Annotated in this window: 28 protein-coding genes; 15 read left to right on the top strand and 13 right to left on the bottom strand. The window is 63.3% G+C overall.

Annotated features, from left to right (window positions below; genetic code table 11):
* Position 1 precedes the first annotated feature (1 nt).
* The 12 genes from QFZ23_RS17610 to QFZ23_RS17555 all read left to right on the top strand — a co-directional run bounded on the left by QFZ23_RS17610 (position 2) and on the right by QFZ23_RS17555 (position 9,014).
* The gene (locus tag QFZ23_RS17610) at positions 2-1,000 is read left to right on the top strand and encodes a P1 family peptidase (protein ID WP_306924868.1); all 999 of its coding nucleotides are present in this window, start codon (positions 2-4) and stop codon (positions 998-1,000) included.
* Positions 1,001-1,169: 169 nt separating this feature from the next.
* Entirely contained in the window at positions 1,170-1,391 is a 222-nt protein-coding gene (infA, locus tag QFZ23_RS17605) for a translation initiation factor IF-1 (protein WP_011775571.1), read from the top strand.
* A 70-nt stretch (positions 1,392-1,461) separates the two neighbouring features.
* Entirely contained in the window at positions 1,462-1,575 is a 114-nt protein-coding gene (gene rpmJ, locus QFZ23_RS17600) for a 50S ribosomal protein L36 (protein WP_009358722.1), read from the top strand.
* 173 nt (positions 1,576-1,748) lie between these two features.
* A complete protein-coding gene (gene rpsM, locus QFZ23_RS17595) occupies positions 1,749-2,123 on the top strand; it encodes a 30S ribosomal protein S13 (RefSeq protein ID WP_003803743.1) in 375 nt (124 codons plus the stop codon).
* Positions 2,124-2,194: 71 nt separating this feature from the next.
* The gene (gene rpsK, locus QFZ23_RS17590) at positions 2,195-2,596 is read left to right on the top strand and encodes a 30S ribosomal protein S11 (RefSeq protein WP_102973678.1); all 402 of its coding nucleotides are present in this window, start codon (positions 2,195-2,197) and stop codon (positions 2,594-2,596) included.
* A gap of 131 nt (positions 2,597-2,727) precedes the next feature.
* Positions 2,728-3,738: a DNA-directed RNA polymerase subunit alpha gene (locus QFZ23_RS17585; protein ID WP_003803733.1), complete on the top strand. Its 1,011-nt coding sequence runs from the start codon at positions 2,728-2,730 to the stop codon at positions 3,736-3,738.
* Between the two features lie 78 nt (positions 3,739-3,816).
* Positions 3,817-4,416 carry a 50S ribosomal protein L17 gene (gene rplQ / locus QFZ23_RS17580; protein WP_306924866.1) on the top strand — a complete coding sequence of 200 codons (600 nt, stop codon included), beginning with the start codon at positions 3,817-3,819 and terminating at the stop codon, positions 4,414-4,416.
* 31 nt (positions 4,417-4,447) lie between these two features.
* Complete coding sequence (truA, locus tag QFZ23_RS17575) at positions 4,448-5,338, top strand: tRNA pseudouridine(38-40) synthase TruA (RefSeq protein WP_306924864.1); 891 nt, start codon at positions 4,448-4,450, stop codon at positions 5,336-5,338.
* A 591-nt stretch (positions 5,339-5,929) separates the two neighbouring features.
* Entirely contained in the window at positions 5,930-6,127 is a 198-nt protein-coding gene (locus QFZ23_RS17570; RefSeq protein WP_306924862.1) for a YegP family protein, read from the top strand.
* Positions 6,128-6,618: 491 nt separating this feature from the next.
* Positions 6,619-7,473, top strand: coding sequence for a sigma-70 family RNA polymerase sigma factor (locus QFZ23_RS17565; protein WP_306926925.1), 855 nt, complete (start codon positions 6,619-6,621; stop codon positions 7,471-7,473).
* An 86-nt stretch (positions 7,474-7,559) separates the two neighbouring features.
* Positions 7,560-8,432 (top strand): response regulator transcription factor, encoded by an 873-nt coding sequence (locus QFZ23_RS17560; protein WP_306924861.1) that lies wholly within the window; start codon positions 7,560-7,562, stop codon positions 8,430-8,432.
* 96 nt (positions 8,433-8,528) lie between these two features.
* A complete protein-coding gene (locus QFZ23_RS17555; RefSeq protein WP_306924859.1) occupies positions 8,529-9,014 on the top strand; it encodes a sensor histidine kinase in 486 nt (161 codons plus the stop codon).
* A 43-nt stretch (positions 9,015-9,057) separates the two neighbouring features.
* Here the strand turns inward: QFZ23_RS17555 and QFZ23_RS17550 are convergent, their stop codons facing one another.
* Positions 9,058-10,689, bottom strand: a complete 1,632-nt coding sequence (locus tag QFZ23_RS17550; protein WP_306924858.1) for an HNH endonuclease signature motif containing protein — start codon at positions 10,687-10,689, stop codon at positions 9,058-9,060.
* Positions 10,690-10,779: 90 nt separating this feature from the next.
* Complete coding sequence (locus QFZ23_RS17545; protein WP_306924857.1) at positions 10,780-12,447, bottom strand: sensor histidine kinase; 1,668 nt, start codon at positions 12,445-12,447, stop codon at positions 10,780-10,782.
* A 250-nt stretch (positions 12,448-12,697) separates the two neighbouring features.
* Between QFZ23_RS17545 and QFZ23_RS17540 the strand changes: the two genes are divergently transcribed.
* Positions 12,698-13,477, top strand: coding sequence for a response regulator transcription factor (locus QFZ23_RS17540; RefSeq protein WP_306926924.1), 780 nt, complete (start codon positions 12,698-12,700; stop codon positions 13,475-13,477).
* A 25-nt stretch (positions 13,478-13,502) separates the two neighbouring features.
* On the opposite strand, the gene QFZ23_RS17535 is transcribed toward QFZ23_RS17540, so the two are convergent.
* From QFZ23_RS17535 to QFZ23_RS17520, 4 genes are all read right to left on the bottom strand, one after another.
* On the bottom strand, positions 13,503-13,964 hold the full coding sequence (locus tag QFZ23_RS17535) for an Hpt domain-containing protein (protein ID WP_306924854.1): 462 nt from the start codon (positions 13,962-13,964) through the stop codon (positions 13,503-13,505).
* A gap of 106 nt (positions 13,965-14,070) precedes the next feature.
* Positions 14,071-14,955 carry a type II secretion system F family protein gene (locus QFZ23_RS17530; protein WP_306924853.1) on the bottom strand — a complete coding sequence of 295 codons (885 nt, stop codon included), beginning with the start codon at positions 14,953-14,955 and terminating at the stop codon, positions 14,071-14,073.
* A 7-nt stretch (positions 14,956-14,962) separates the two neighbouring features.
* A complete protein-coding gene (locus QFZ23_RS17525) occupies positions 14,963-15,895 on the bottom strand; it encodes a type II secretion system F family protein (protein ID WP_306924851.1) in 933 nt (310 codons plus the stop codon).
* A 5-nt stretch (positions 15,896-15,900) separates the two neighbouring features.
* The gene (locus tag QFZ23_RS17520; RefSeq protein ID WP_373427897.1) at positions 15,901-17,253 is read right to left on the bottom strand and encodes a CpaF family protein; all 1,353 of its coding nucleotides are present in this window, start codon (positions 17,251-17,253) and stop codon (positions 15,901-15,903) included.
* A gap of 199 nt (positions 17,254-17,452) precedes the next feature.
* Here QFZ23_RS17520 and QFZ23_RS17515 point away from each other — a divergent pair, with 199 nt between their 5' ends.
* Complete coding sequence (locus QFZ23_RS17515) at positions 17,453-17,683, top strand: hypothetical protein (RefSeq protein WP_306924848.1); 231 nt, start codon at positions 17,453-17,455, stop codon at positions 17,681-17,683.
* Here QFZ23_RS17515 and QFZ23_RS17510 read toward each other — a convergent pair.
* The 7 genes from QFZ23_RS17510 to QFZ23_RS17480 all read right to left on the bottom strand — a co-directional run bounded on the left by QFZ23_RS17510 (position 17,680) and on the right by QFZ23_RS17480 (position 23,780).
* Positions 17,680-18,873: an AAA family ATPase gene (locus QFZ23_RS17510; protein ID WP_306924846.1), complete on the bottom strand. Its 1,194-nt coding sequence runs from the start codon at positions 18,871-18,873 to the stop codon at positions 17,680-17,682. The two genes, QFZ23_RS17515 and QFZ23_RS17510, sit on opposite strands and share 4 nt — an antisense overlap.
* On the bottom strand, positions 18,870-19,646 hold the full coding sequence (gene cpaB / locus QFZ23_RS17505) for a Flp pilus assembly protein CpaB (protein WP_306924845.1): 777 nt from the start codon (positions 19,644-19,646) through the stop codon (positions 18,870-18,872). Before cpaB ends, QFZ23_RS17510 begins: the two co-directional genes overlap by 4 nt.
* Before the next feature lie 52 nt (positions 19,647-19,698).
* A complete protein-coding gene (locus tag QFZ23_RS17500) occupies positions 19,699-20,721 on the bottom strand; it encodes a TadE/TadG family type IV pilus assembly protein (protein ID WP_306924844.1) in 1,023 nt (340 codons plus the stop codon).
* Positions 20,709-21,113, bottom strand: a complete 405-nt coding sequence (locus tag QFZ23_RS17495; RefSeq protein WP_373427948.1) for a TadE/TadG family type IV pilus assembly protein — start codon at positions 21,111-21,113, stop codon at positions 20,709-20,711. Before QFZ23_RS17495 ends, QFZ23_RS17500 begins: the two co-directional genes overlap by 13 nt.
* Before the next feature lie 94 nt (positions 21,114-21,207).
* Positions 21,208-21,468 (bottom strand): Flp family type IVb pilin, encoded by a 261-nt coding sequence (locus tag QFZ23_RS17490; protein ID WP_306924840.1) that lies wholly within the window; start codon positions 21,466-21,468, stop codon positions 21,208-21,210.
* A 326-nt stretch (positions 21,469-21,794) separates the two neighbouring features.
* Entirely contained in the window at positions 21,795-22,661 is an 867-nt protein-coding gene (locus QFZ23_RS17485) for a type II secretion system F family protein (RefSeq protein ID WP_306924838.1), read from the bottom strand.
* A gap of 453 nt (positions 22,662-23,114) precedes the next feature.
* A complete protein-coding gene (locus QFZ23_RS17480) occupies positions 23,115-23,780 on the bottom strand; it encodes a prepilin peptidase (RefSeq protein WP_306924834.1) in 666 nt (221 codons plus the stop codon).
* 303 nt (positions 23,781-24,083) lie between these two features.
* Here QFZ23_RS17480 and rplM point away from each other — a divergent pair, with 303 nt between their 5' ends.
* Positions 24,084-24,527, top strand: coding sequence for a 50S ribosomal protein L13 (rplM, locus tag QFZ23_RS17475; protein WP_306924832.1), 444 nt, complete (start codon positions 24,084-24,086; stop codon positions 24,525-24,527).
* Positions 24,528-24,534: the final 7 nt, after the last annotated feature.

Here is a 24,534-nt window from a genome sequence, read left to right as displayed (position 1 = left end):
CATGGGACCGAGTGGCGGAGCCGGAGTACAGGGAAAGATCACCGATGTGCCGGGTGTGCGTGTGGGTCACCAGCAGAAGTCCGACGGCGGGTGGTTGAGCGGGGTGACAGTGGTCCTGCCCCCTGCGGGGACAGTCGGTTCGGTGGACGTCCGCGGGGGAGGACCCGGAACCCATGAGACGGATGCGCTGGGCCCCACTACCTTGGTGAGTACCGTGGACGCCGTGGTGCTCACCGGCGGCAGCGCCTACGGCCTGGTTGCTGCACACGGCGCCCAGCGGTGGTGCGAGGAGCAGGGCCGCGGCTTCGCCGTGACGGGAGGGGTGGTGCCCATCGTTCCGGCGGCAGCCATCTTCGACCTCGGCCGCGGCGGCAACTTCAGTGCCCGCCCGGATGAGGCCATGGGCTTTGCGGCAGCCGCGGCTGCGGGGGCGCAGACGGAAGGGCATGACGTCGAACGCGGCAACGTGGGAGCCGGCACCGGTGCAGTCATCGGACGCGGGAAATACAAAGGGGGAGTGGGCACAGCGTCGGCCACCTTAAAAGACATCTCTGACGGTGGACCGGTCGTTGTAGGTGCGATAGCGGTGGTGAATGCGCTCGGCCTTCCGCTGGTTCCAGAAGCGTCTGGTGAGCCTGGCACACCGGAGCAGCGGGTGGAACCCGGCACTCAGCTCAACACCACGCTCGTGGTCGTCGCCACCAATGCGGCGCTGGATGTGGCCGAGTGCAAGCGGACCGCATCTGCCGCCCACGCGGGGCTGGCGCGGGCGCTTAATCCGAGCCACACGCTGGCCGACGGGGACACCGTGTTCTGCCTCGCCACCGGTGGCCAGGACCTCGACAGGAGTACCGAAGCTGCCCGGCAGATAAGCCTCATTACGCTGCAGAGTGCGGCAGCCGACGTCGTACGTTTGGCCATCCTGGACGGGGTCAGCAGCGCCCAAGCGGTGACAACTCCTGCGGGCGAATTTGGTGCATACCCGGGCAATGTGCGCTAACATAGCTGGATTTAACTTTCCGGTCCTAATGCCGTACAGTTGCATGTTGGTTGTCTGCCCTGCCACGCCCATTTGTGGCCGGAGGGCGACGATCAATCAAATCAAAAACGTCCGCAGTCATGCCCGGCGCCAGCCGGAGGTCTGTGGCAAACAACAGTTAGCGGAGGATATGGCCAAGAAGGACGGGGTCATTGAGATCGAGGGCGTAGTGACTGAGGCGCTGCCCAATGCGATGTTTCGTGTTGAGCTCACCAACAAGCACGTCGTCCTGGCACACATCTCTGGAAAGATGCGCCAGCACTACATCAGGATTCTCCCTGAGGACCGCGTAGTGGTGGAGCTGAGCCCTTACGACCTGACACGTGGTCGTATCGTCTACCGCTACAAGTAAACGTTGGGCGGCCAAGGCAATTGCCATAGGCCGCTCCATCGGCCCAACTGCTATCACGCAAAGGAACGCCATGAAGGTCAAGCCGAGCGTCAAGCAGATCTGCGAAAAGTGCAAAGTGATCCGCCGTAACGGCCGGGTCATGGTGATCTGCGAGAACCCGCGCCACAAGCAGCGCCAGGGCTAATTCCCGTCAGGGAATCCCTGGGTTGCTAACCCACGCAAGTAAATAAAGGCAGCACAAGCTGAACTGGGACGTATGGGCCCGGACAGCTAACCCCCGGTCGGAGGCTGGGGCCGCACTGAAAGTGCGGGTGTACTGCCTACGACCTCCGGTTTAGTTCAAGGAGTACCGCCACTATGGCTCGTCTCGCTGGCGTAGACATTCCCCGCGAAAAGCGGCTGGAAATTGCGCTTACTTACATCTACGGCGTGGGCAAGACCCGTGCACACGAAACCCTGGCTGCCACCGGCATCAGCGCTGACGTTCGGGTCAAGGACCTGACGGATGCGCAGCTGGTAGAGCTGCGTGACTACATTGAAGGCAACTACAAGGTTGAGGGTGACCTTCGCCGCGAAGTGGCAGCAGATATCCGCCGCAAGGTTGAAATCGGCAGCTACGAAGGCCTGCGTCACCGCAAGGGCCTGCCCGTACGCGGTCAGCGTACGAAGACCAACGCTCGTACCCGCAAGGGCCCGAAGCGTACCGTCGCCGGCAAGAAGAAGGCCCGCTAAACCGCATTTGCCTGACGGCAAATGTGGGATCAGCACGGCCTTCCCCCAAATAACTTTCTGTAGGAGAAGAAATGCCCCCGAAGACTCGTGGCGCGGTTCGCAAGCCGCGTAAGAAGGACAAGAAGAATATCGCGCTTGGCCAGGCGCACATCAAGAGCACGTTCAACAACACCATCGTGTCCATCACGGACCCGTCCGGTGCTGTGATCTCCTGGGCTTCCGCCGGTGAGGTTGGATTCAAGGGCTCGCGTAAGTCCACCCCGTTCGCTGCGCAGATGGCTGCCGAAGCCGCCGCCAAGCGTGCACAGGAGCACGGCCTGAAGAAGGTTGACGTGTTCGTCAAGGGACCGGGTTCCGGACGCGAAACCGCCATCCGTTCGCTGCAGGCTGCCGGCCTCGAGGTTGGCTCCATCCAGGACGTCACCCCCGCCGCGCACAACGGCTGCCGTCCGCCGAAGCGCCGCCGCGTCTAAGCACTTTCCGCAGCCGGAGCTTGCCCGGGCCCGTTTCGGGTCCGGGCAAGCCCGCCGCGTTAAGTCCTCAGACCGATTTTCCACCACCTGTGTTGCGTCATATAGCGGATGCTCGCCGAAAGGAAACCTAAGTGCTCATTGCACAGCGCCCCACCCTCTCCGAAGAGGTCGTCTCCGAAAACCGCTCCCGTTTCATCATTGAACCGCTGGAGCCGGGCTTCGGATACACCCTCGGAAACTCCCTCCGCCGTACCCTGCTCTCCTCCATTCCCGGTGCCGCTGTAACCAGCATCCGGATCGATGGCGTGCTGCACGAGTTCACGACGGTTCCGGGTGTCAAGGAAGATGTCACCGAGATCATCCTGAACATCAAGAACCTGTCCGTGTCCTCCGAGCACGACGAGCCGGTTGTTGCTTACCTGCGCAAGCAGGGACCCGGAGTCGTCACCGCTGCGGACATCGCTCCGCCGGCCGGCGTCGAATTCCACAACCCGGATCTGCACATTGCCACGCTGAACTCGAAGGGCAAGTTCGAACTCGAACTGACCATCGAGCGCGGCCGCGGCTACGTTTCGGCAGCTCAGAACAAGTCCGGCGACGCAGAGATCGGCCGCATTCCGGTTGACTCCATCTACTCGCCGGTGCTGAAGGTTACTTTCCGCGTGGAAGCTACCCGTGTTGAGCAGCGCACCGACTTCGACAAGCTCATTGTCGACGTCGAGACCAAGCAGGCCATCGCCCCGCGCGATGCCGTCGCTTCCGCTGGCACAACCCTGGTGGAACTGTTCGGTCTGGCCCGCGAGCTGAACACCGCAGCTGAGGGTATCGAGATTGGCCCGTCGCCGACGGATGCTGCCCTGGCAGCAGACATGGCTCTGCCGATCGAGGATCTGGACCTCACCGTCCGTTCCTACAACTGCCTCAAGCGTGAGGGCATCCACACCGTGGGTGAACTCGTTGCCCGCTCCGAGGCTGACCTGATGGACATCCGCAACTTCGGTGCGAAGTCCATCGACGAGGTCAAGGCAAAGCTGGTTGAACTGGGCCTGTCCCTGAAGGACTCGCCTCCCGGTTTCGACCTGGCAGCCCGCGCCGCAGCCATCGAAGAGGACGACGCCGCGTTCAGCGACGACGAGCTCTAACAAGCAGATCTTGGCCGAGGGGCTGGTCCGCACCGTGTTGTGCACAGCCTCCCGGCTTCCATATGAGGAGAAACAATTATGCCTACCCCCACTAAGGGTCCGCGCCTCGGAGGCGGCCCGGCTCACGAGCGTCTGATGCTCGCGAACCTGGCTTCCGCACTGTTCGAGCACAAGCGGATCACCACCACGGTCACCAAGGCCAAGCGCCTGAAGCCGTACGCAGAGCGCCTGGTCACCTTCGCCAAGCGTGGCGACCTCGCTTCCCGCCGCCGCGTTCTCGGCCTGATCAGCAACAAGGGCGTTGTCCATGAGCTGTTCACCGACATCGCCCAGGCTGTGGAGAACCGCAACGGTGGCTACACCCGCATCACGAAGATCGGCAACCGTAAGGGCGACAACGCTCCCATGGCTGTCATCGAGCTGGTTCTCGACCCGGTTTCCGCCAAGCAGGCTGTTGTAGCCGAGGCCACCCAGGCCGCTGCCGCTGCTGCTCCGGCCGCTGAGGAAGCTCCCGAGGCAGAGGTCGTTGAGACCGAGGCTGCAACCGAAGAGGCCCCGGCCTCTGAGGAAGCCGCCGCTGAGGAAGCTCCGGCTGAAGAAGCTGCCGCTGAAGAGGCTCCGGCCGAGGAAGCTGCCGCTGACGAAGCTGCTGCCGACGAGGCCAAGGACGCGAAGTAATTCGCAAAATCCTTCGCATAGACTTGAGTCTATGACCCACCAAGAACCCGCTGCCCCCGTTTTGGGGGGCGGCGGGTTTTTGCGTATCCGGCTTGATTTGGCGTACGACGGCGGTCCGTTCAGCGGGTGGGCAGTGCAGCCAGGACTGCGCACCGTCCAGGGCGTATTGGAGGCCGCGCTGGAGCTGTTGCTCCGTCGGCCGGTGCGTGTCACGGTTGCCGGGCGCACCGACGCCGGCGTGCATGCCCGCGGCCAGGTGGTCCACCTCGACCTGACGGAAGCCGAGTGGCTGGGACTGAACCGTGGTGCGGCCGTTGATCCCGCCGTCGCCCTTCTGCGCCGTCTGAGGGGAACGCTCAGCCGCGGGCTGGGGGATCAGACCGGCGCCATCGTCGTCCACCACGCAGCGGTCGCCCCTGAAGGCTTCGACGCCCGCTTCTCCGCGCTCTGGCGCCGCTACAGCTACAGGATCGGGGACGGCCCGGAGAAGTGGGATCCGCTCAGCCGCTACGACACGCTCTGGCACAAGACGCGCCTGGACGTGGACCTGCTGAACGAGGGCTCGGCCAAGCTGCTTGGGCTGCACAACTTCCTGTCCTTCTGCAAGCCACGGGAAGGTTCCACCACCGTCCGCGAGCTGCAGCGGTTCGAGTTTTCCCGCGGGCCGGACGGCGTCATCGTCGCCACCGTCCAGGCCGATGCCTTCTGCCACAACATGGTGCGCGCCCTGGTGGGCTCGGCGCTGTACGTGGGGGAGGGGCAGGAGCGTCCGGAGTGGCTGCACGAGCGCCTGCTGGCACGGAAGCGCGACGCGCGTTCCGTCCTGGCCCCGCCGCACCCCCTGGTGTTCGAAGAGGTGGCCTACCCCTCCGATGACGAACTGCTCGCCCGGGCAGAGCTCACACGGGCGCTGCGGGAGTAAGCCTGCCCCGTTGGTCAGCGACAGACCGCCTATGTGTTTGGGGATCCACAGGCACAGGGTGTGTGGTCTACGTGGAGATGGCCCGAGACTGGAGAAGCAGGGCATCCAAGGCATCGGTGTTCACACTAAAGTGACCGTCGTCGTGGAGGAGGAGTCCGAGCTCCTGTAGCACTGCTAGGTGCGGCAAGGCTTCCTGTGCCGACAATCCGAGTAAATCTTCGATCTCTCTGCCGGTATGCCATTCCCCGGCTCTGATACTTCTCAGGATGGCCATTCTGGGTGCCCGTTTTATCGCGTTCAGCGCGTGCAGGGCTGTCCCGCGGCCTCCGTTGGCCGGCGTCGGATTCTTGACTAGTGCCTTGTGCATGTTGTCCTCTCTGTCCTGCACCGCAGACCTGGGGAGTCAGCCGAAGCAGGAGCGTCACTCTATAGACCGGACGGCGGCGGATTCGTGACGCAATTGGCATTGCCAGGTGGATGGGGGTCCCTGGACCCGTGTGCCGTCACGAAATGGGCTGAGGCCAGTAGTTATCTGTGACGGTTTCGTTGGAGTCGGGGCATACACGCTCCGCATCATGTTAGGAGAACGCCATGGCCGCTAGTTTTGAACTGTATCTGGACGGGGATGGTTGCCACAGGTTCCGACTGGTCGCATTGGATGGTTCCCTGATGCTCACCTCGGAGGCTTTCGCCCATGAGGATGCCGCGATTGCCGGTATCTGGGCCGTGCGAGAAGTTGCGGTCGCCGGGAGAATTGTGGATCTCACCGACCCCACCGCCGATTCTTAAAGACAACCGGCTCTCAGCGGACCGCCTATTAGGACCACGAGCATCTGCCGAGGGTGGATGTGCCCGCGACGGCGTTAGCACCGCCCTCGTGCGGCTGTAGATCTGAGTGGTGTATGACCAGAACCCTCGCCAGGCGCCGTCGGCCAGCTCATGCGTGTCCGTGTGCCAGTAGCTGGCTGGGGGCATGGGAGATCCTCCGAAACCGCGGCGCGCCCCATACCGTAGGACGGCGGCGCTTCCGTGAAAATCCTATGAAAAAAAGTCGATGGATATCCTTCGTGTGAGTAAGATCACGACGAGGGGGATACGGCACAGTCTCAGCGTGGAGGGCATGTGGAAAAGATCCGCCTCAGTACAGCGACGGCTTCGATGTGAGCGCTCACCAGCCCCACGCCGATCCGGGTGCCACGTCCTTCACCCCCGGGCAAGACCCCGACGGGGAGGCCGGAATTGTCCGAGCTAGCGCTGCGGCGGACCCACATGCAGTGACGATGCTCCACCTGAAACATTGGGATGCCGGCGTTGCCTTTGCCTACAGCCTTACCAGGAACCACGACGACGCCGAAGATCTGGCGGCGCATGCCTTCCTCAAAGTCCTGTCCGCTATACGGTGCGGAAAGGGGCCCACAGGTCCCTTTCGTCCTTACTTTTACCGTGCCATCCGCACCAGCGCGGCGGATCACTGGCGCAGGCGCAGTTACGAATACGCCGTGGAGCACCTCCCCGAAACTTCTGTCGAAGACGTCGGATATGCCCATGTTGACGGGACGGCTGAGCGTGAAATGGCGGCGCGGGCCTTCTCCACGCTTCCGCCGCGATGGCAGCAGGTCCTCTGGCACGTGGATGTGGTTGGGCTCCGGCCGCGCCAGCTGGCGCCGATCTTGGAAATCGAGGCTAACGCGGTTTCTGCGCTATTGCGGAGGGCGCGCCGGGGGCTGCGCGAAGCGTACCTTGTTGAACATATCGGGGGCGCAGCCAGCGAACAATGCCGGAAGTATCTGCCGATCCTTGCCCGTATGGTGATGGACACGGCCTCGCGCCGAGAGACTCTTAGGGTGAACCTGCATCGTCGGACCTGTTCGGACTGTACAGCGGCCGTGCATGGCCTGCACGAAGTGCATTCAAGCATGCGGGCTGCAGGCACTCCCGTGGCCTTGGGTGCGGCGGTTTCGATGCACGCTGCGGGCTACTTGGGTTCTGGCATATCCGTCCACGGGCTTCTCCATGCTTCCGGCGCAGCCGGTGTTGTGGAATGTATAATCACCCTTTCGGACGTGAAGAGGGCGATTCTCGGGTGGGCATTGCCAGTGTTGCATGCGTTCGCGCGCACACTGGGGCTTCGGTAGCCGGAAAGGGTGTGCCTGGTTTCGGGCCACCGGCGAGTAGGCTGAGACGCAGTCTTTAATCATGCGGTCCTTACAGGGGGTAAGGGATGAATGATCGTCGCGTCGTTGTCGTCATCGACATGGATGAGGAAGTCCGGTCCTCGTTGCAGGCAACGCTCGGGGAAGGCGGCTTCGAGGTGCACTGCGCTGCCACCGGCGAATCCGGGGTGGCGCTGGTTCGTGCCATGCAGCCGGACACTGTCACGCTGGACCTGGTGCTTCCTGACACCGACGGCTACGACGTGCTGCGGCGCATCCGCGAGTTCAGCCACACCTACATCCTGATCATCACAGCGCGGCGCGACCTCCGGGCCACCCTGAAGGGGTTCGACGCCGGGGCTGACGACTATATGGTCAAGCCCATCCGGCCACGGGAACTCCGGGCCCGCGTTGACGGCATGCTGCGCCGACCCCGGCAGCTGACGGTTCCGCCGATCGTGACGCCCCGGGAACCGCCCCTGGTTTCACCGCGGCTGCAGACCGCGACCACGGAGAAGCCCGCGCAGGATCCCGCGCTGGCCCAAGGACTTACGGCAGTTCATGGCCTTGCAACAGCGGAGGGCCGTGCACCCGACCGGGGCTACGAGTGCAGCTACAAGCACAAGGGGCTGGAGCTCGACTGCGTAACGCGGGCGGCCACCCTGGGAGGGCGTACGCTGCAGCTGACCCGAACGGAGTTCGACCTGCTGCACATCCTGCTGGAGCGAGGCAGCGGCGTGGTTACCAAGGCGGAACTCGTCGGGCTTCTGGGCCTTGTGAGGCGGGAACCGGGCAACCCGGAAGTCGGCGTGGCCGGGACGCGGGACCCCGGCCGGATCATCGAGACCCACGTCGGAAACCTGCGCCGGAAGCTGGGGGACGATGCAAGGAAACCACGCTGGCTCAAGACGGTTCGCGGGTCCGGCTACACCTTGGCGTAGCCGCCGACAGGGCCCACACACAATGCGCCCCTTCAAACGGGGGACACGCCGCAAAGTTACAAGAAAATAACAAGGCGCCAGGCGCACAGTTGGAACATGAAATCACTAACAAGCGACGACGTGGTCGCAGTCCGTGGCGTTCTTACCGATACGCATCCGGTTGATTTCTATGCGCTTGGCGTCGCGGGGGCGATTGACCGTTTGGCCCTCCCGCTGCGCGAACGCGGGATCACCGTACACCTCGAGGCGCCCCATCATGGAATGGAAGTGGACAGGAAATCCGCCATGCTGCTTTACCGGGCGGCACAGGAGCTCCTGAGCAACATCCATAAATACGCCGGGGCGTCCGCCGTGACCGTCCGGCTGTGCTGTGTCTGCCGCTCCGGCGACAATCACGCTGTCCAGCTCCGCGTGACCGACGACGGCAGCGGCTTCGATGTTGAGGCCGCCACCCACGGCAGGCACTCGGGCATGGGGCTGCGGCTCATGCGCCTCGCCGTCACTTCCGCCGGCGGCCGGATGGCGCTCGAGTCGGCTCCCTCCGCGGGAACGTCCGTCACCGTGACCCTGCCGCTGGACTAGGGAGAGTCTCCTTCTTGGCGCGTCACCAGATTGGCGCGCCGTTCTACGCCGCTGTGGATGATGCCCAGTCGGGCCAAGGATCCACCGGCAGTGGTAGTTCCGGGCCCTTGAAGGCGTCGTAGCCGTCGAAGCTGTCGGGGTTGATGAAGCCCTCGGGATTGGTGGAGCCCACGAGGCCGGCGGCGGCGTCGGGCCAGTCCGGCGGCTCCAGCCAGTCTTGTGGCTCCGGACGGTCCTGGCCGGGTGGTGGGTCGGGCCAGTGTGGTGGTTCCCAGTCCTGTTGTTCGCTGGGGTAGTGGCGGCCGGTGGGTGAGATCCAGCCAGGTGGCGTGTCCCGGGTGGCGCCGACCGGTCTCCATGTTGTGCCGTGTTTGAGGCGGTGGTGTTTGGGGCAGGGCTGGCCGAGGTTGCTGATCCCGGTGGTCCCCCCGTCGGCCCAGGCCAGCACGTGGTCGGCGTCGTTGTCCAGGGAGTGGTTGTTGCAGCCGGGGAACGTGCATTTTCCGTCGCGGAGCCGCAGCCATTGGCGCATGTGCTTTGGGATCCGGTAGCTGGTGCGTCCGATCTCTAGCGGCGCACCATCCCGCGGATCGGTCAGCACCCGAAGGAACGACGTCCCGCCGTCGGCCACGAGCCGGCGGGCCATGCTCGCGGGGATGGGCCCGTACCCATCCAACGTGGCCGGTTCCTCGGTCAGGCCGAGCAGCGAGAACACCGGAACCGTGACCAGGACCTGCGCCGCCGGAGACTGCATATCACCGGCCCGCACAGGACCGCCTGGCGCGGACCCCGCCGGCAGGGAATCTGCCGGAAAGGGTCCTGCCGCCCGGTCGCCAGGCGCACCGTCAACCCGCTGAACCGGGCCCAGCAGCCACGCGGCGGCGACATCCACCCGGAGCTGGGTCAGGGTTCGGGATTCGGACGGGCCCTGCAGGGCACGGGCGCCGGCGGTGGCGCGGTCCCAGATCCCGGCAGCCTGGTCCGCGGGCAGATACGCCGACAGCCAGGCCATGCCGTCCCGGTCCGGCACATACTCCAGCCGGCGGTCCTTCGCACAGTTGCGGTGCCGGGTTTCGATGCTGACCGGGTGATGCCGCTCCCGCCAACAGCGTGCCCTGGCCCGGAACCTGGACGGTGTCAGCTCCCCGGCCGGACACCCCCTGGCAGCATGCGGCGCCTCAGGGTCCAGGAAATGCGCCTCCAACGCCGCAGCGGCCGCCCGATCCAGCCCGTCCGTTTCATCGCACATCACCCGGGCATGCTGCCAGGAGAGGGTTCCCGCCTGCAGCGCGGCAAGCGTCAACGGCAGGTCAGTGCTCAACGTGGCGGACTCAGCCAGAAACCGTGCCGCCGACCCTTCGCTCACGGTCAGGGCACAGGCAACCTCCGCGGTCACGGACATCTGCAGGACGGCTTGTTCCCGTGGAGACGTGTCAGGCGATGCCATCGCCGCCTCCGCAGTAGCGTATCCGGCGGTGAGGTGCACCTTCACGGCCGCAAACCGGGCTTCCATGCCGGCTACCTCGGTCAGGCCGTCCAGGAAAGCATCCGCCCGTTCTTGCAAAGGATCCGCGTCTGCCGGGTCCGGATCAGCCGTCCCGCGGAGGGCGGCAGCCAGCGCTGCGGCAGAGGCACCGATAGCCTCCAACGTCTCCACAGCAGCCATGCCATCCATACCCACAGCATGACATCGGGCTATGACAAAAACGACGATGCCCTGAGTCGTTGTGGAAAACCGAGTCATTGTGGAAAACCGAAACCCGCGTCAGGATCCGGGGACTCCCTCGGCCGGCAGCGTGAGGGTGAAGGTGGTGCCTGCACCGGGCTTGCTGTCGCAGGAGATGGCACCGCCATGCCGCTCCACGATGGTCTTGGTGATGGACAGTCCTAGCCCCACTCCGGGAATCGCAGCCTGGCGTGCAGCCTGGCTGCGGAAGAACCGGGTGAAGACGCGCGATGTTTCCTCCTCGCTGATGCCCATCCCTGTGTCCTGGACCTTCAGCTGAACCCAGGAGTCACTGCGCCGGGCACTCACGGTGACTTTGCCGCCGTCGGGAGAGTATTTGATGGCGTTGGACACCAGGTTGTCGAGCGCCTGTCCGATGCGGAGCGGGTCGGCGTGCGCCCACAGCGGGGCCGGGACGTCTGTGGTGAGGGAGACGTTGCTGGCGTCGGCCTGGGCCTGGACCGAGCCGATGCTGTTCTCGATCAAGCCTGCGAGATCGGTCCGGCGGGGATGCACGGCCAGGACTGCGGATGCCGACACCAGAAGCTCGGAAACCAGGGAGAGCAGCCGCTCGGCATTGCGCTGCACCACTTCCAGCCTGTGCACGGAGTCGGGGGACAGGCCGTCCGCTTCATCCAGCACCAGATCCACATTGCCCAGGACGGACATCAGCGGACTGCGGAATTCGTGGGAGACGTTGGAGACCAGCTCTTCTTTGGCAGAGAGCGCCTCCACCAGGCCGGTGACGTCACTGTAGACGATGACCGCCCCGCTGAACCCGCCGTCGTCGTTCTTGATGATCCGCGCAGCGGTGGAAACGGCCCTCTGCGTTGATCCCTCGCCCAGCCACACCAGGTAGTCAGCGAAAGTCTCGCCGGCAACGGCCCGGCGGATGGGGCGCTTGTCCAGCGGAAGCGGGGTCACTCGGTCCTGGCCGAACATGAGCTGCTGCGCTTCGAGCGGCTGCTCCATGCCAGGCGGGGCTGCCGCCTGCCTGAAAGTTTTCTGCTGGTCGTTAACCAGCACCTTCTGGCCGTCGGCGTCCACGGCCACAATACCCACATCCGTGGTGTCCAGAATGGTCTTGAGCAGCCGTTCGCGGTTCTTGCTTTCCGCGAGCAGTTCGCGGAGCTCGGCATCCTTCTTCTCCAGCCTCAGGCGCTGCAGCCGCACATTAGCTCCGGCGAACCTGATTGCCACCGAGACGGCCACCATCATTAGCGGAAGCAGAATTGCCGTGGCAATGTCAGAAGGTGAAATTTTGGGAAACTTTTGGACCAGCGACGGAATGCCGATGAGGAGCGGGCCGAAAAAGCTCAGGATTACGGTGGTGCGCGGGAAGGCTTCGGAGCTGGAAAGCCAGATGACCGGGAATATCGCCAGAACTCCGAGCCCGGCAACGGCAGGAACGGCACCGTTGCGGGCCAGTCCGATGACCACCAGGTCAACTATCGGAATTAGCAGGTAGGCGTTGGGCGCCAGGCGTTCCCAGGGAACCAGAAAGCACGCGATAAACGTGGTCACCATCATGATGATGGCGGCGATGAATACGCCGCTCTCGATGAGCGTAGGCCAGACCGCCGGGGAGGCGATTGCCAACGCCGCAAGAATAAGGGTTACCGGGAGCTGGCATAGCGCCACCTGGACGCGGGGCTGCAGCCGGCGGAAAAATCGGTCCGTGTCGTGGACCAGCACCTGCTCACCCAATGCTGCAGCGCCCGGTACTCGCCTGCTCTGCCGAATTCCGGGGACACTCGTCGTTAATCCAAGACATGAAGCCCATTATGCACAGCTATTCTTCGGTAATGGAGGGGCAGACGCTACCGTCCGGTGTGCGTCTAAAAGATATCGGCAATTTTCGGTCTTTCGGCCTCTCTTCGTTGTAGCGTAGGTAATCTGGTAACGCTTACCGCATTGCGCTGGGCTGTGCGGTGGTTTTACCTGGATAGAGGTAGTGGTGGGCGATCTTGGTGTTGCCGTGGTTATCGAGGACGACGACGATGTTCGGAATCTCCTCGACGCGGTTTTGCAGCAGGCCGGTTTTGAGGTGCACTCAGCAGGGACCGGCCGCGACGGGGTTGATGTGGCCAGGCAGCGCCAGGCAAACGTAATAACGCTCGACGTCGGTCTGCCGGACATTGACGGCTTCGAGGTCCTTCGCCGCATCCGCCAGTTCAGCGATGCCTACGTGGTGATGCTTACCGGCCGGAATGACGAGCTGGACACCATCAGCGCGCTTCAGGGCGGAGCGGATGACTACATCGTCAAGCCCTTCCGGCCGCGCGAACTGCGGGCGCGCATCTCGGCAATGATGCGCCGGCCCAGGGTTGCTTCCGGCGAGGTCGCCGCCTCCTCCTCCGCTGCGGAGTCCGGTTCCGCCGGTTCCTCCGCTTCACGCCGGGGCAGCGTACTGCTTCACAACGGGCTGGCTCTCGATACCGAAACCCGGACCGTGGCCCTGCGCGGCACGCCCCTTGGGCTGACCCGGAGCGAATTCGACCTGCTGCACGAGCTGCTGAAGGGAACAGGCGCGGTACGCACCCGGGCCGATCTGGTGCGCGTGGTGCGGGGCGAGTACTACCGCGACGACACTTATATCAGCGAAGCCGACGAACGGGCCGTTGAGGTGCACATCGGCAACCTGCGCCGCAAGCTGCGCGAGGACCCGCAGGATCCCCGTTGGCTGGTCACGGTGCGCGGTGTTGGCTACCGGCTGGCGCCGAAGCGCGCGGAGTAGGTTTTCAGGCTCCCTGAGTGGGGGCCTAGGCCTCCGGCGGGAGGTAGCCGTGCTTCAGGCCGCAGACGGTTTGCTCGCCCGTGAGTGCCACGAATGGCAGCAGCCTGCGGACAGCGTGGAGGTCTCCGCTCTTTACGAGTCGTTCCAGGTTTACCGCCAGCTGCGCCAGCCGTGAGGCACCCACCATCATGGCCGAGTTCTTCAGGCTGAGGACGGCGTCCATGGCGGCCTCGGCGTCGTCGTCGGCGACGGACGCTTCAAGGTAGGTCCGGCGCTTGTCCCAGATCTTGATATAGTCCCTCGCGAAGTTGTGGGCCACGCCGGTGCTGCCAATGTCTGCTTCAAGTTCGTGAAGGACATCCAGGTCCAAAACGGGCAAGGTGGCACTCTCCGATTCGTTGTGAGCCATGCCATTGAGGCCGCCGGAAGCAGGAAAGCAGACGCCGTGGGCGTTGCTGTCGGCTGCTCCGGAACCTGAAAGGGACATGACTTAAGGCTACTTTCTGAGGTTGGGAAAACCCTGATTGAGCTTGGATCCTGTGGAAACCCTGCGGGTACCTTGTGCTGGGGAGGATCCTGCGGAAGTCCCCACCTTACTGGTTGGCGAAGGTCTCGATGGTGTTGATGACGGCTGGGCCGAGGACGGCGATGAAGAGCACCGGGAAGATGAAGAAGAGTAGCGGGAAAAGGATATTGACGGGGAGCTTCATCGCTTTCTCCTCAGCCCGCTGGCGTCGCTTCACCCGCATGACCTTGGCCTGAACGCGCAGAACGCGGCTGATGGCTATGCCGTACGTGTCCGCCTGAACGACGGCCTGCACGAAGCTGCGCAGTTCCGGAAGGTTAGTACGTTCGGCAAGTGCCAAGTAGGCCTCGCGCCGGCTGCGGCCCACCTGCATGTCCTGTAGGGTGCGGACCAGTTCCTCGGAAAGGGGACCCTTGCCGTTTTCACCAGCGCGGGCCATGGCGCCCTCGAAGCCGAGACCCGCCTCGACCGAGATCAGCATCTGGTCCAGGGTGTTGGCGAGCTCGAGCTGCATCGCCTTCTGCCGCTCCTGGCCTTTGCTGTAGAGCATCAGGTCCGGGATGAAGTAACCAAGGAAGAAAACGAACAAGCCCACGAGTTTAAGGATGGGTGTCGGTCCCCCCGAAATAATGAAGAGGCCAAGGATGCCACCTACCAGACCCAGCGCGGGTTTGGCGGCAAGCAATCGTCCTAGCGGCATGGACGCCGGTCGGCCGGCGAGGGAGAGGAGCCGGTCGAGCTTGTTTACGTAACCCGCGGGTGTCAGACGGTAGCCGATTTTTTCGACTAGACCGTTGTTGGCCTTCTTCTCCACGTCAGCCCGGTGGATTCCCCTGGACAGCAGGATGCGGGCGCTTGATAGCCCCTTCCGGTCGACGGAAAGGAAGGACCACGCCAGGTAGGCCAGCGGAACGCAGATTAGGAGTAGTGAAAGGACGATCAAGGGATGCATGACTGCCTCAGAACTTCAGGTCAATAATCTTGCGCATCCACAACCCACCAATGGTCATGAGCACAATCGCGGCAACAACCATGACCCAGCCCAGCGGCGTGGTGAACATCTTGTTCATGTATTCAGGGTTCATTACCAGAAGTAGAAGCACGATTGCGACCGGCAAGGCCATGAGAATGTAGGCGGAGAACTTGCCTTCCGCCGCCAGCGACTTGATGTGGCCCTTGATCTCGCTGCGCTCGCGGATAGTCTCGTTCACTTGGTCCAGAACCTCCGCTAGGTTGCCACCCACCTCGCGGTTGATCTGAATGCCCTGGGCGATCCAGACAAAGTCCTCGTTCTTCATGCGCTCTGCGGTGTCATTGAGGGACACCAACAGGTCCCGGCCGAGGCTGGTCTCCGTCACCACGCGGCGCATCTCTTCCGACGTTGGAGCCTGGGATTCGTTGGCGGCCGCGTCGATGGCGCGCAGGATGCTGTGACCAGCGCGGAGGCTGCCGGATAGCAGTTGGAGCGTGTCGCCGAGTTGCTCGTCGAACTTGGCCCGCCTCTTGCCAGCCCGGAAGCCCAGCACAAGGTGTCCTACGAAGGGGGCTGCGACTACCAGCAGGATCGCCAGCAGCGGCCCCGCAACCACGAGCCCGATTAGCGCGCCGACGAAGGCGCCGATAAGGACAAGCAGAATGAACTCGGCCTGGCTGAGCCGGAGCCCGGCGTTCTCCAGGCTTTCGCGGTTGAAGTAGCGGAGGTTTCTCTTGGCAAGGACGCGGTCGATGGACAGAACCGCGTTGCCGGCGAACCGTGTGAGTTGAGAGTCTGCCTCCGTACGGAACGGACGACGCCGGTCAAGCGGCACCGTGGGCGTGCGCGGAATCAACACCGCAACTCCGCCCAGCACCACCGAGGCGATCACCAGGACGACTCCGATTGTCACGATCATGGGAGTCAGTGCCTTTCCGAGGGGACCAAGGGCGCCCCGAAGACGCCGGCCGAGACGTGTATGCCAAGGTCCTCGAACCGGTCGATGAACCGCGGTCGGATGCCGGTGGGGACAGGCTTGCCAAGGAACTTTCCGTGCTGGTCGACTCCGGCGGAGTAGTCGAAGACGAAGGCATCCTGGAGCGTGACGATGTCCCCCTCCATACCCTGAACCTCCGTCACATGGGTGATGCGTCGGGATCCGTCCCGGAGGCGTGAGATCTGGACGATGAGGTTCACCGCGGAGGCGATCTGCTCCCGAATAGCCCGCAACGGCAGGTCCATGCCCGCCATGAGGACCAGGGTCTCCAGGCGGGCAATAGCATCGCGGGGTGAGTTGGAGTGCACGGTGGACAGCGAGCCGTCGTGGCCGGTGTTCATGGCCTGAAGCATGTCCAGGGATTCCCCGCCACGGACCTCACCCACCACAATCCGGTCCGGACGCATACGCAGGGAGTTGCGGAGCAGTTCGCGGATGGTCACTTCGCCTTTGCCCTCCGTGTTCGGCGGGCGGCTTTCCAGCCGGACCACGTGTTCCTGCTGAATCTGGAGCTCCACTGCGTCCTCGATGGTCACGATGCGCTCGTCGGCCGGAAGGAAGGAGGACAGGACATTGAGCAGGGTGGTCTTACCGGTACCCGTACCGCCGGAAACGATGATGTTGAGTTTGGCCTTGACGCAGGCGTTGAGCAGCTCGGCCATCTCCGGGGTGAGGGTCCCGAAGTCGATGAGGTTCTGCACCGTCAGCGGCACCTTGCTGAACTTACGGATAGTTAGCGAGGAACCCCCGACGGCGAGGGGAGGGATCACAGCGTTGACACGGGACCCGTCCTCCAGGCGTGCATCTACCAGCGGCGACGATTCATCGATGCGCCGGCCCACCTTGGAAACGATGCGTTCAATGACCTTCCGTAGGTGCTCTTCCGAGCTGAAACGCGACTCCGTCAGAGTCAGTTGGCCCTTGCGTTCTACATAGATCTGGTCCATCCGGTTCACCATGATTTCGGTGACCGCAGGATCGTCGAGGAGCCGCTGCAGCGGTCCGTATCCGAGTACATCGTCCGCCACGTCCGCGACAAGGCGCGTACGCTCGTCCGCTGTCAGCGGCACCTGCTCGGCGTCGATGATGCGGATGAGCTCCTCGCGGGCGGTCCTGCGGAGTTCCTGTTCAGTGAGCGTGGAATCGTTGAACCGCGCCCCCATACGTTCAAACAGTGCCGTTGCGGCACGCTGTTTGAGAGCAGCGAAAACATCCACCGGCTGCTGCGTTTTGGCTTTGAAGAGCTCTGCCTGTGCTGCGACGGACGGCTGAACCGCCACCGTTTGTGCCGCCTGCTGGCGCCCTGCTGTCGGGACGACGGAAGCCGCGTGAGGGGACTGAGCACGCTCCGCCCCAGCACCAGTAGCCAGTGCAGCGGGGGCAACCGGCGATGCGGCCACGAACGAGGCGGTCTGCGCCTTAGCGGCAGCAGCCTGAGCGGCCGCCTCTGCTGCTCGCCGTGCCGCACGCGTCTGGTAAGTGGATACTCCAGAAATCGGCCTGGGAGCAGTGCTCCGTGACGACGCCGTTGTCGGCTGGATCTGCAGCGGGGCGGCCGGCATCGGCGCAGGGTGTGATGCACCCTGCGCTGCCGAGGCCTGCATCACGGCGGCGGGAGAATGCGTCGGCGCAGGCGGGACGTGGAGCGGGGCACCGGGAACTGCAGACCTGAGCTGTGCGGCCTGGATTCGTTCGGACAGCTTCATCTAGACCACCACCCGCCGGTGGGCGCTTCGCTGCGCTTTGGCACTAGCGGCCGGACCCAGTCGGTCCACCAGCTGACTTAAGCCTTTAGCGGCGGGGTCCTTCTTGGCATCCAGCAGGACGGGCATGCCCCGGTTGGTCGACAAAGCCACGGCGCGGGAACGGGGGACGCTGACGTCCACGGGAGCTCCGATGGTGGATTCGATATCCTGGACGGTGAGGCCGCACTTGGAGTCCGCCATGTTCAGGACCACGTGCCGGCCATCGGGCAGGATCTCCAACTGGCGCAGGATGTCCATGCCTGAACGGAGGCCACGGACGCTGGGGATATCCATTGCACTGACCCAGACCACGTCTGTGCAGGCTTCCATGGCGGCCAGTCCTATTTCGGGCAGGCCGGGCGCGGTATCCACCACGACATACTGGAACTCTTCGGCCAGCTGTTCGAGGAGACGCGTGACCTGGTCCGGCGTGATGTGGTCAGCTTCGACAGGGCTGAGGGGTGCACACAGTGCGTAGATGCTGGCAGGGTGAACTGTGAGGAAGGCCTTGAGCACAAGGGTGTCCTGAGCTGCGGCAGGCGAGACGGCGTCCGTGACGGTATGTTCCGGATTCAGGTAGAGACCGGAGGCGACGTCCCCGAACTGCAGGTCAAGGTCCACAAGGACGACGCTCATCGGAGCCAGCTGGCCCAGACCCACGGCAAGGTTGGTGGCAATGGTTGTCTTGCCCACGCCGCCCTTGGGGGAGAAAACCCCAATGATGGCGCCCTTCCGGTTCTCCGCAGGGACCGGCTGCTCACTCCGGTGCCGGTTGGCGAAGGACTGGCAGGCGCGCTCCAACAGCACCCTCAGGTGAGCGGGATCGGCAGAGGGGCTGAGGACGTCGCGGACGCCGGCCCGCATGGCCTGCAAGATCAGCGTAGGATCCGGTTCGCTAACCAGGAGCACCATCAGGTCCGGAACCTGTACATCAAGCACTGTTGCCAGGCGAAGCGCTTCATCGACCGGCAGATCCGGGCCGAGGATAAGGACCTCGGGCTGCTCCTGGTTCAGCTGTGCGAACAGGTCATAGGGGCCCGCCGGCAGGATGTTCGTGAAGAAGGTCTGCACGCCGCCTTGGAGCCCGCCGGCCACAGCCTGCCGCAGGCGGGCGTCAAAGTCCGCGTTGGGAGTGATCAGGACGAAGCGGCTCATTTGTACACCTCACTCCGCTGAATGACCCGGGGACCGCTGTCCTTGGCGTTGGTGGGCTCCTTGCTGAGCCAGATCTTGCCGAATTCGGCGGCGAAAACGATCTTGGCGGCGTCGACATCGCTGACGGCGACCGTGAGCATCAGTGAACCGGTCGGGAGGGTAGTGTCCTGCGGGTCGGGAGCGTTGGGATCGGCGCTTGCGGTAGGCGCGGGTTGCGCAGTTGCAGCGGCCTGTGGTGCCCGCTGGACGGCTGTGACAAGAGCTTTACGGACGGCCAACTTGGTTGTCTCCGCGTCGAGCTTGTCCTCCAGACCGCCCTTATCCAGGTTAATGAAGACACCTACGTGGTCGCTTGGAGCCAGCCGTCCACCGACGACGCGGTCAGGCTCAAGCTGGAACGAAACTTCCTGGAGGCCGGCTGGAACCTCCACGGCTCCTGAGGTTTTGACGTCTTCGGGCGCAACGAGGCGCTCCGCGACAAGTTGCTCGCCGGGAACCAGGTCCACGGCCGCGACCTTGCCCTTGGACGCATCCAGAGACTTCAGTGATGATCCAGTGACAGCCGATGCCGGCACCTGTTCCGTAGCGAGGGAAACTGTCATTGACTCGACGGGGGTACCGGCAGGAATCGCAGTCTTGACTACAAGTACGGCCACGGGCTCGAGATTCTGGACGGCACGCTGGTCCGCGCCCTGCGCGTATGAGATGACGAGCATGGCGCCCACCAGCGCTAAAACTACTGCGGCCGCGCCTGCCAACAACCGAGACTTCACGAACTGCTCCTGATGATTTATTGATTCACGAACTCTGCAGTACTGCAGGGAACTAACTGGTCAGTTCGACGACGGTGGCGCCATTGGGACTGACCGGACCCAGCTTGTAGCCGTCCGCGAGGGAGACGTATTTGACGAACTTTCCGATGATGCCCCGGCAGTTGCCTTTGCACTCCAGGCTGTTGGTCGCGGGAGTGTTGTTGTAGACCATGGGCAGCTTGTCAGCACCGCTGAAGGCCCAGCCTTGGACGTTGAAGGCAGCAAAACTGTTCAGGTGGTAGCTGGCCCCCGAACCCGTCCCGGTCACGTCGTCAAAGACTGGCAACAGGACGATGACGGGGCGTCCGGCGGCAATCTCACTTGCCCAGCCATTCAAAATGGCATCACAGTTGGACGGGCCATCGTTGCCGGTGGCGCTGCCACTCTGGTTGATAGCCAGGTTGACCAGACCGCCGCATTGGCCTGCGTTCTGCGCGGTCCAGCCGAAACCCCCAGGAACGGTTTTGCCGGCTGGTCCAAGCGGACAGTCGGCGTTAGCGTCAGCCGAGTGGTTCTGAAGCAGTTGGGCGCTGCCGTCCACCATGCCTGAGACCTGGCAGATGGAGAACGCCAGCGGAAAGACGATGGTGCCCTCCACCGGGCTGCCCCACCTCACACTGGAACTGGCGTTCACCTCGGCGCTCGCAAAACCCAGGACGCCGGCGAAAAACAGGGACACGGAATTCCCAGACGCACCAGATTCCTTGGCCCCCGCAGTTACTGTGACTGTGCGGTTGATTTTGTCCAGAGCGATGGACTTCACGTTGCTCAATCCGTCGATGGCGTTCTTGTTTGCGAGGTCAGCAGCAAGGGGAGAAGTAGCGGAACATTCGGTGTCGGTGTCATTCTTGGCGCATTTCTGGGCCATCATCAGCGCGCCGGCGTCGGAACCGTTCTGCAGTTGCGCCCGTTCTGCGTAAAGTTTGGCAACGTCGATGGCAAGCGCGGCAAAACCAAGCATCGCCACCATGAGAAGGGCGACGATAACCGCAATACCGCCACGCTCGCCGTTGGAGGAGAGCCTTACCCGCCGCACAGCATGGTTCCTTTCGCTGTCATCGCGAAAGGTCCCGCTATGCCGGTTATTGTGCTTAGTGAGTAGGTGACAGTCAGTGTCACTTGGCTTCCTGGCGTACAGGAAGTCGGCGCGGGCGTAGTCTGCGGGCTTGTCTGAAAAGCAAAAGTCAGGTTCGAGTTACTTAGCTTCGGATTGAGCGCGCCAGCCGCATTTGTGGTTGCTGTCAGCGCAACTGTTTCGTTGTTATTGATGGCCATGGCCCGGGCGCCTTCACGTGCTGCATTGGTGAGTGTTGTTTGCACGTTGTATGCGCGACTGAACTCCATGGTCCCCAGTAGCAGCATGATCAGAACCGGAGCCAAGAGCGCAAACTCAACCGCGACGGCGCCGCGCTCAGACGCCCTGCGCATGTGATTGCCTTTCACTCTTGGACGCCTGGGGCAACTGCAACAGGTGACGGAAGTGTTTTGAAGCTTCCGCCACCCGTCCGTCAGAAGATGGGACTTAGCTGCAGGAGGCCGCGACAGCCGCGGACCCGCCGACGCCGCTGACAGGGGGGACGGCTGCAACAGCACCGTGGTAGGTCTTACCCTGGACGCCGCAGGCAGCACTCTGGAACATGGTCGAGATCTGGCCACCGAGGAAAGTAACGGCAAGGACGATGGCGACGGCAATGAGCGAGACCATGAGGCCGTATTCGACAGCGGTAGCACCCTTTTCGTCGCGGCGGACACGGGCGGCGGCGTTAGAGAAGAAAGCAAGCATTTTTACTCCTGAGCGAGTGTTGGAAAGCTGGTCCATCACCAGCTCTGTAAAAAAGTTAGCAAGGCAATTCGCCGATAAACATTGATCTTGCAGCATCTTGCGCCAAGCCTTGCCTAGCTGTGCGAATCCCCTGATTCCTGCGCTAATTCTGCGCATTTGATGCGCGAACAGAGGGGGTATTTGCTGGGCGCGGACAACGAAGGACCCCTCGGGCGGGGGGGTATCCGAGAGGTCCGGTCTCAAAAGGCGGCTGCAGCACTTAGCCGAAAACCGCCGCCGTACATTCAATGGACGCATTCAATAAGCCGGTAGACCCGGCCAGAGAACTACCCCGCAAACATCGAAATAATGCTCATCACCGTCGGCCCCAGGACCACGATGAACAGCGTGGGCAGGATGAAGAAGATCAGCGGGAACAGCATCTTCACGGGCATCTTCATGGCGTGTTCCTCGGCGCGCTGCTTCCGCTTGATCCTCATGTCTTCGGCCTGGGTCTTGAGGACGCCGGCGATGGCCACACCGTAGGCGTCGGCCTGGACCACCGCCCGGATGAAGCTGCGGACGTCGGCCACATCCACCCGCTCGGCCAGCGCGAGGTAGGCGTCCTTGCGGGAGCGGCCCACCTGGATGTCCTGCAGGGTGCGGATCAGCTCCTCTGCCATCGGTCCGTCGCCATTGGTGCCGGCACGTCCCATCGCGGCCTCGAACCCGAGGCCGGCCTGGACTGAGATGAGCATGTGGTCCAGGGCGATCGGCAGCTCCAAGCGGATGGCTTCCCGCCGCTTCTGTGCGCGGTTGCGCACCAGCAGGTCAGGGGTGAAATAGCAGAGGGCGGTGAGGCCTAGCAGAATGAGGAACCGCTGGGCCGACGGGCTGCGGGCAAAGAACAGGTATCCGGTCACGGCGCCCACGAAGGCAAGCAGTGGCTTGACCATGATGAGCCGCGCCAGCGGCCAGCCATTGGGCCGGCCGGCACCGGCGAGCTGCCTATCCAGCCACGCAGCGTAGCCCTTCGGCATGATGCGCTGGTTGGCGTGCCGTTTCTCCGGGAGCAGTCCGAGTGCGGCCAGGATCTGGAAGCCTGTCCTGAGAGCCCGAATACTGGGAATGTCCATACCGCAGATCCAGACGGCACCAGTGGCCTGCTCCAGCGTGGCCAGGACGTATTCACTGAGTCCAGGTGCAGTATCCACCACGACGTAGTGGATACCTCGTGAAGTTGGCTCAGGAGCCGGCTGACCTGTTCGTCGGAAATCCTTTCCATCTCGATCGGGTTCCTCGGCGCACAGAGGGCATAGATCCCGGCGGGGTGGACGGCGAGGTACGCCTTCAAAACCATGGAGTCCTGGCTGGCGGCGCCCACGACGGCGTCGGTGATGGTGTGTTCCGGATCCAGCATCAGCCCGGCTGGCAACATCGCAGAACTGCAGGTCCAGGTCCACGGTCACCACTGGCCGCCTTGCCAAAGCCGACGGCGAGATTAAGGCAACAATGCGTACTTCTACCCGGCTTTATCCGGCCAATATAAGTATTCCCTGCAAGCAGATACTGAGATTAAGAAGGTCGCGATGTCCGTACTACTTGGATGATCAAGAAATCATCAAGAGTGCGGGTGGTAAATTCAACGTTTAACCAGTAATCCGGTTTTAGGATGCCAACAAAACAGTGCCCAGGGCAGCGGCCAGCATCGACGGGCCAAAAGCAACTTCCGAGTGCAAATTGGCGTGTTTTAGCCTAATCAAAACGACGGACAAAATCCCGCCCAGTACGAAGCCGAGTGCTCCGCCGTAGAACAGCTGGCTCCACCCCAAGTAACCCAGGTAAAGGCCCAGCGGAGCGGCAAGCTTGACGTCGCCCATGCCGATGCCGTTAGGCGAAATCAGGGCCAAGATCAGGAAAACAACGAACAGGACGGCGGCCCCTGCCGCCGCGCGGAGCAGTTCGGCCCACTCTGCGGTGACGGAGCTGCCCAGGAAGAGGAGTGCCAGGCCGGCCACCAGCAGCGTTAGCACGAGGGGATTCGGCAGCAAATGGTGCGCCACATCAATACGTGCCAGTTGCACGCCGAGGACGGCCAGCAGAAGAAAAGCCGGCAGTGACCACTCCATTCCGAACCGCAGCGCAAGGGCGGCGAAGAGCGCTCCGGTGAGTGACGACGTCGTAATCCTGGCCCGTACGCCCGGCAGTCCGCCGAGGCGGGGGAGGGTGAGGGCGATGAGGAGTTCAGCAAGTGGGCTCAGTAGAATGCCAAGGAGTCCGATGGCAACGGCAAAGAACGGCCCGGCACTGGCGGCGATACCTGCTGAAGACACAAGGACTCCTGGATGGAAGGGCCCGGCGCTGCGCAGGACCCCAAGCCCCCGCCACCGGATACCCCATTTTGACCCGGGCCTCCGGTTCGCGCTATTCTTGGTAGTCGTTGTGCGTGTCCTTTCTCGATGATGCGTGCCCGCTTGGGGATCCAGTTGCAGGATCGCTACCCAACGGGCATTTTCGGGACTAGGGGATAACTGGTCCATAGAGCCCTCACCTCTGTTCCGGTCGCGCATAGATAGTAGGCGCACCCCGCGTGACGCCTAAAACAAGAACGCCAGAACAAGAACGAGGCAAACACCGTGCGTACGTACACCCCGAAGCCCGGCGATATCAACCGCCAGTGGCACGTCATTGACGCCACCGACGTTGTCCTGGGTCGTCTTGCCAGCCAGACCGCAACACTGCTGCGCGGAAAGCACAAGCCGACCTTTGCGTCCCACATGGACATGGGCGACTTCGTCATCATCATCAACGCTGAAAAGGTTGCCCTCACCGGCGCCAAGCTGGAGCAGAAGCGCGCATACCGCCACTCCGGTTTCCCGGGCGGCCTGACCTCCGTCAACTACGCGGAACTGCTTGAGTCCAACCCGGTCCGCGCCGTTGAGAAGGCCATCAAGGGCATGCTCCCGAAGAACTCCCTCGCTGCCCAGCAGTTGAGCAAGCTGAAGGTCTACCGTGGCGCCGAGCACCCCCACGCAGCCCAGCAGCCCAAGACTTTCGAAATCACCCAGGTCGCCCAGTAGTCCTGGC

Source organism: Arthrobacter globiformis (assembly GCF_030818015.1).
In the GTDB taxonomy this organism is placed as follows: Bacteria; Actinomycetota; Actinomycetes; order Actinomycetales; family Micrococcaceae; genus Arthrobacter; species Arthrobacter globiformis_C.
Note: the sequence above shows the minus strand (reverse complement) of the source record. Positions and strands in the feature narration are given on the sequence as shown.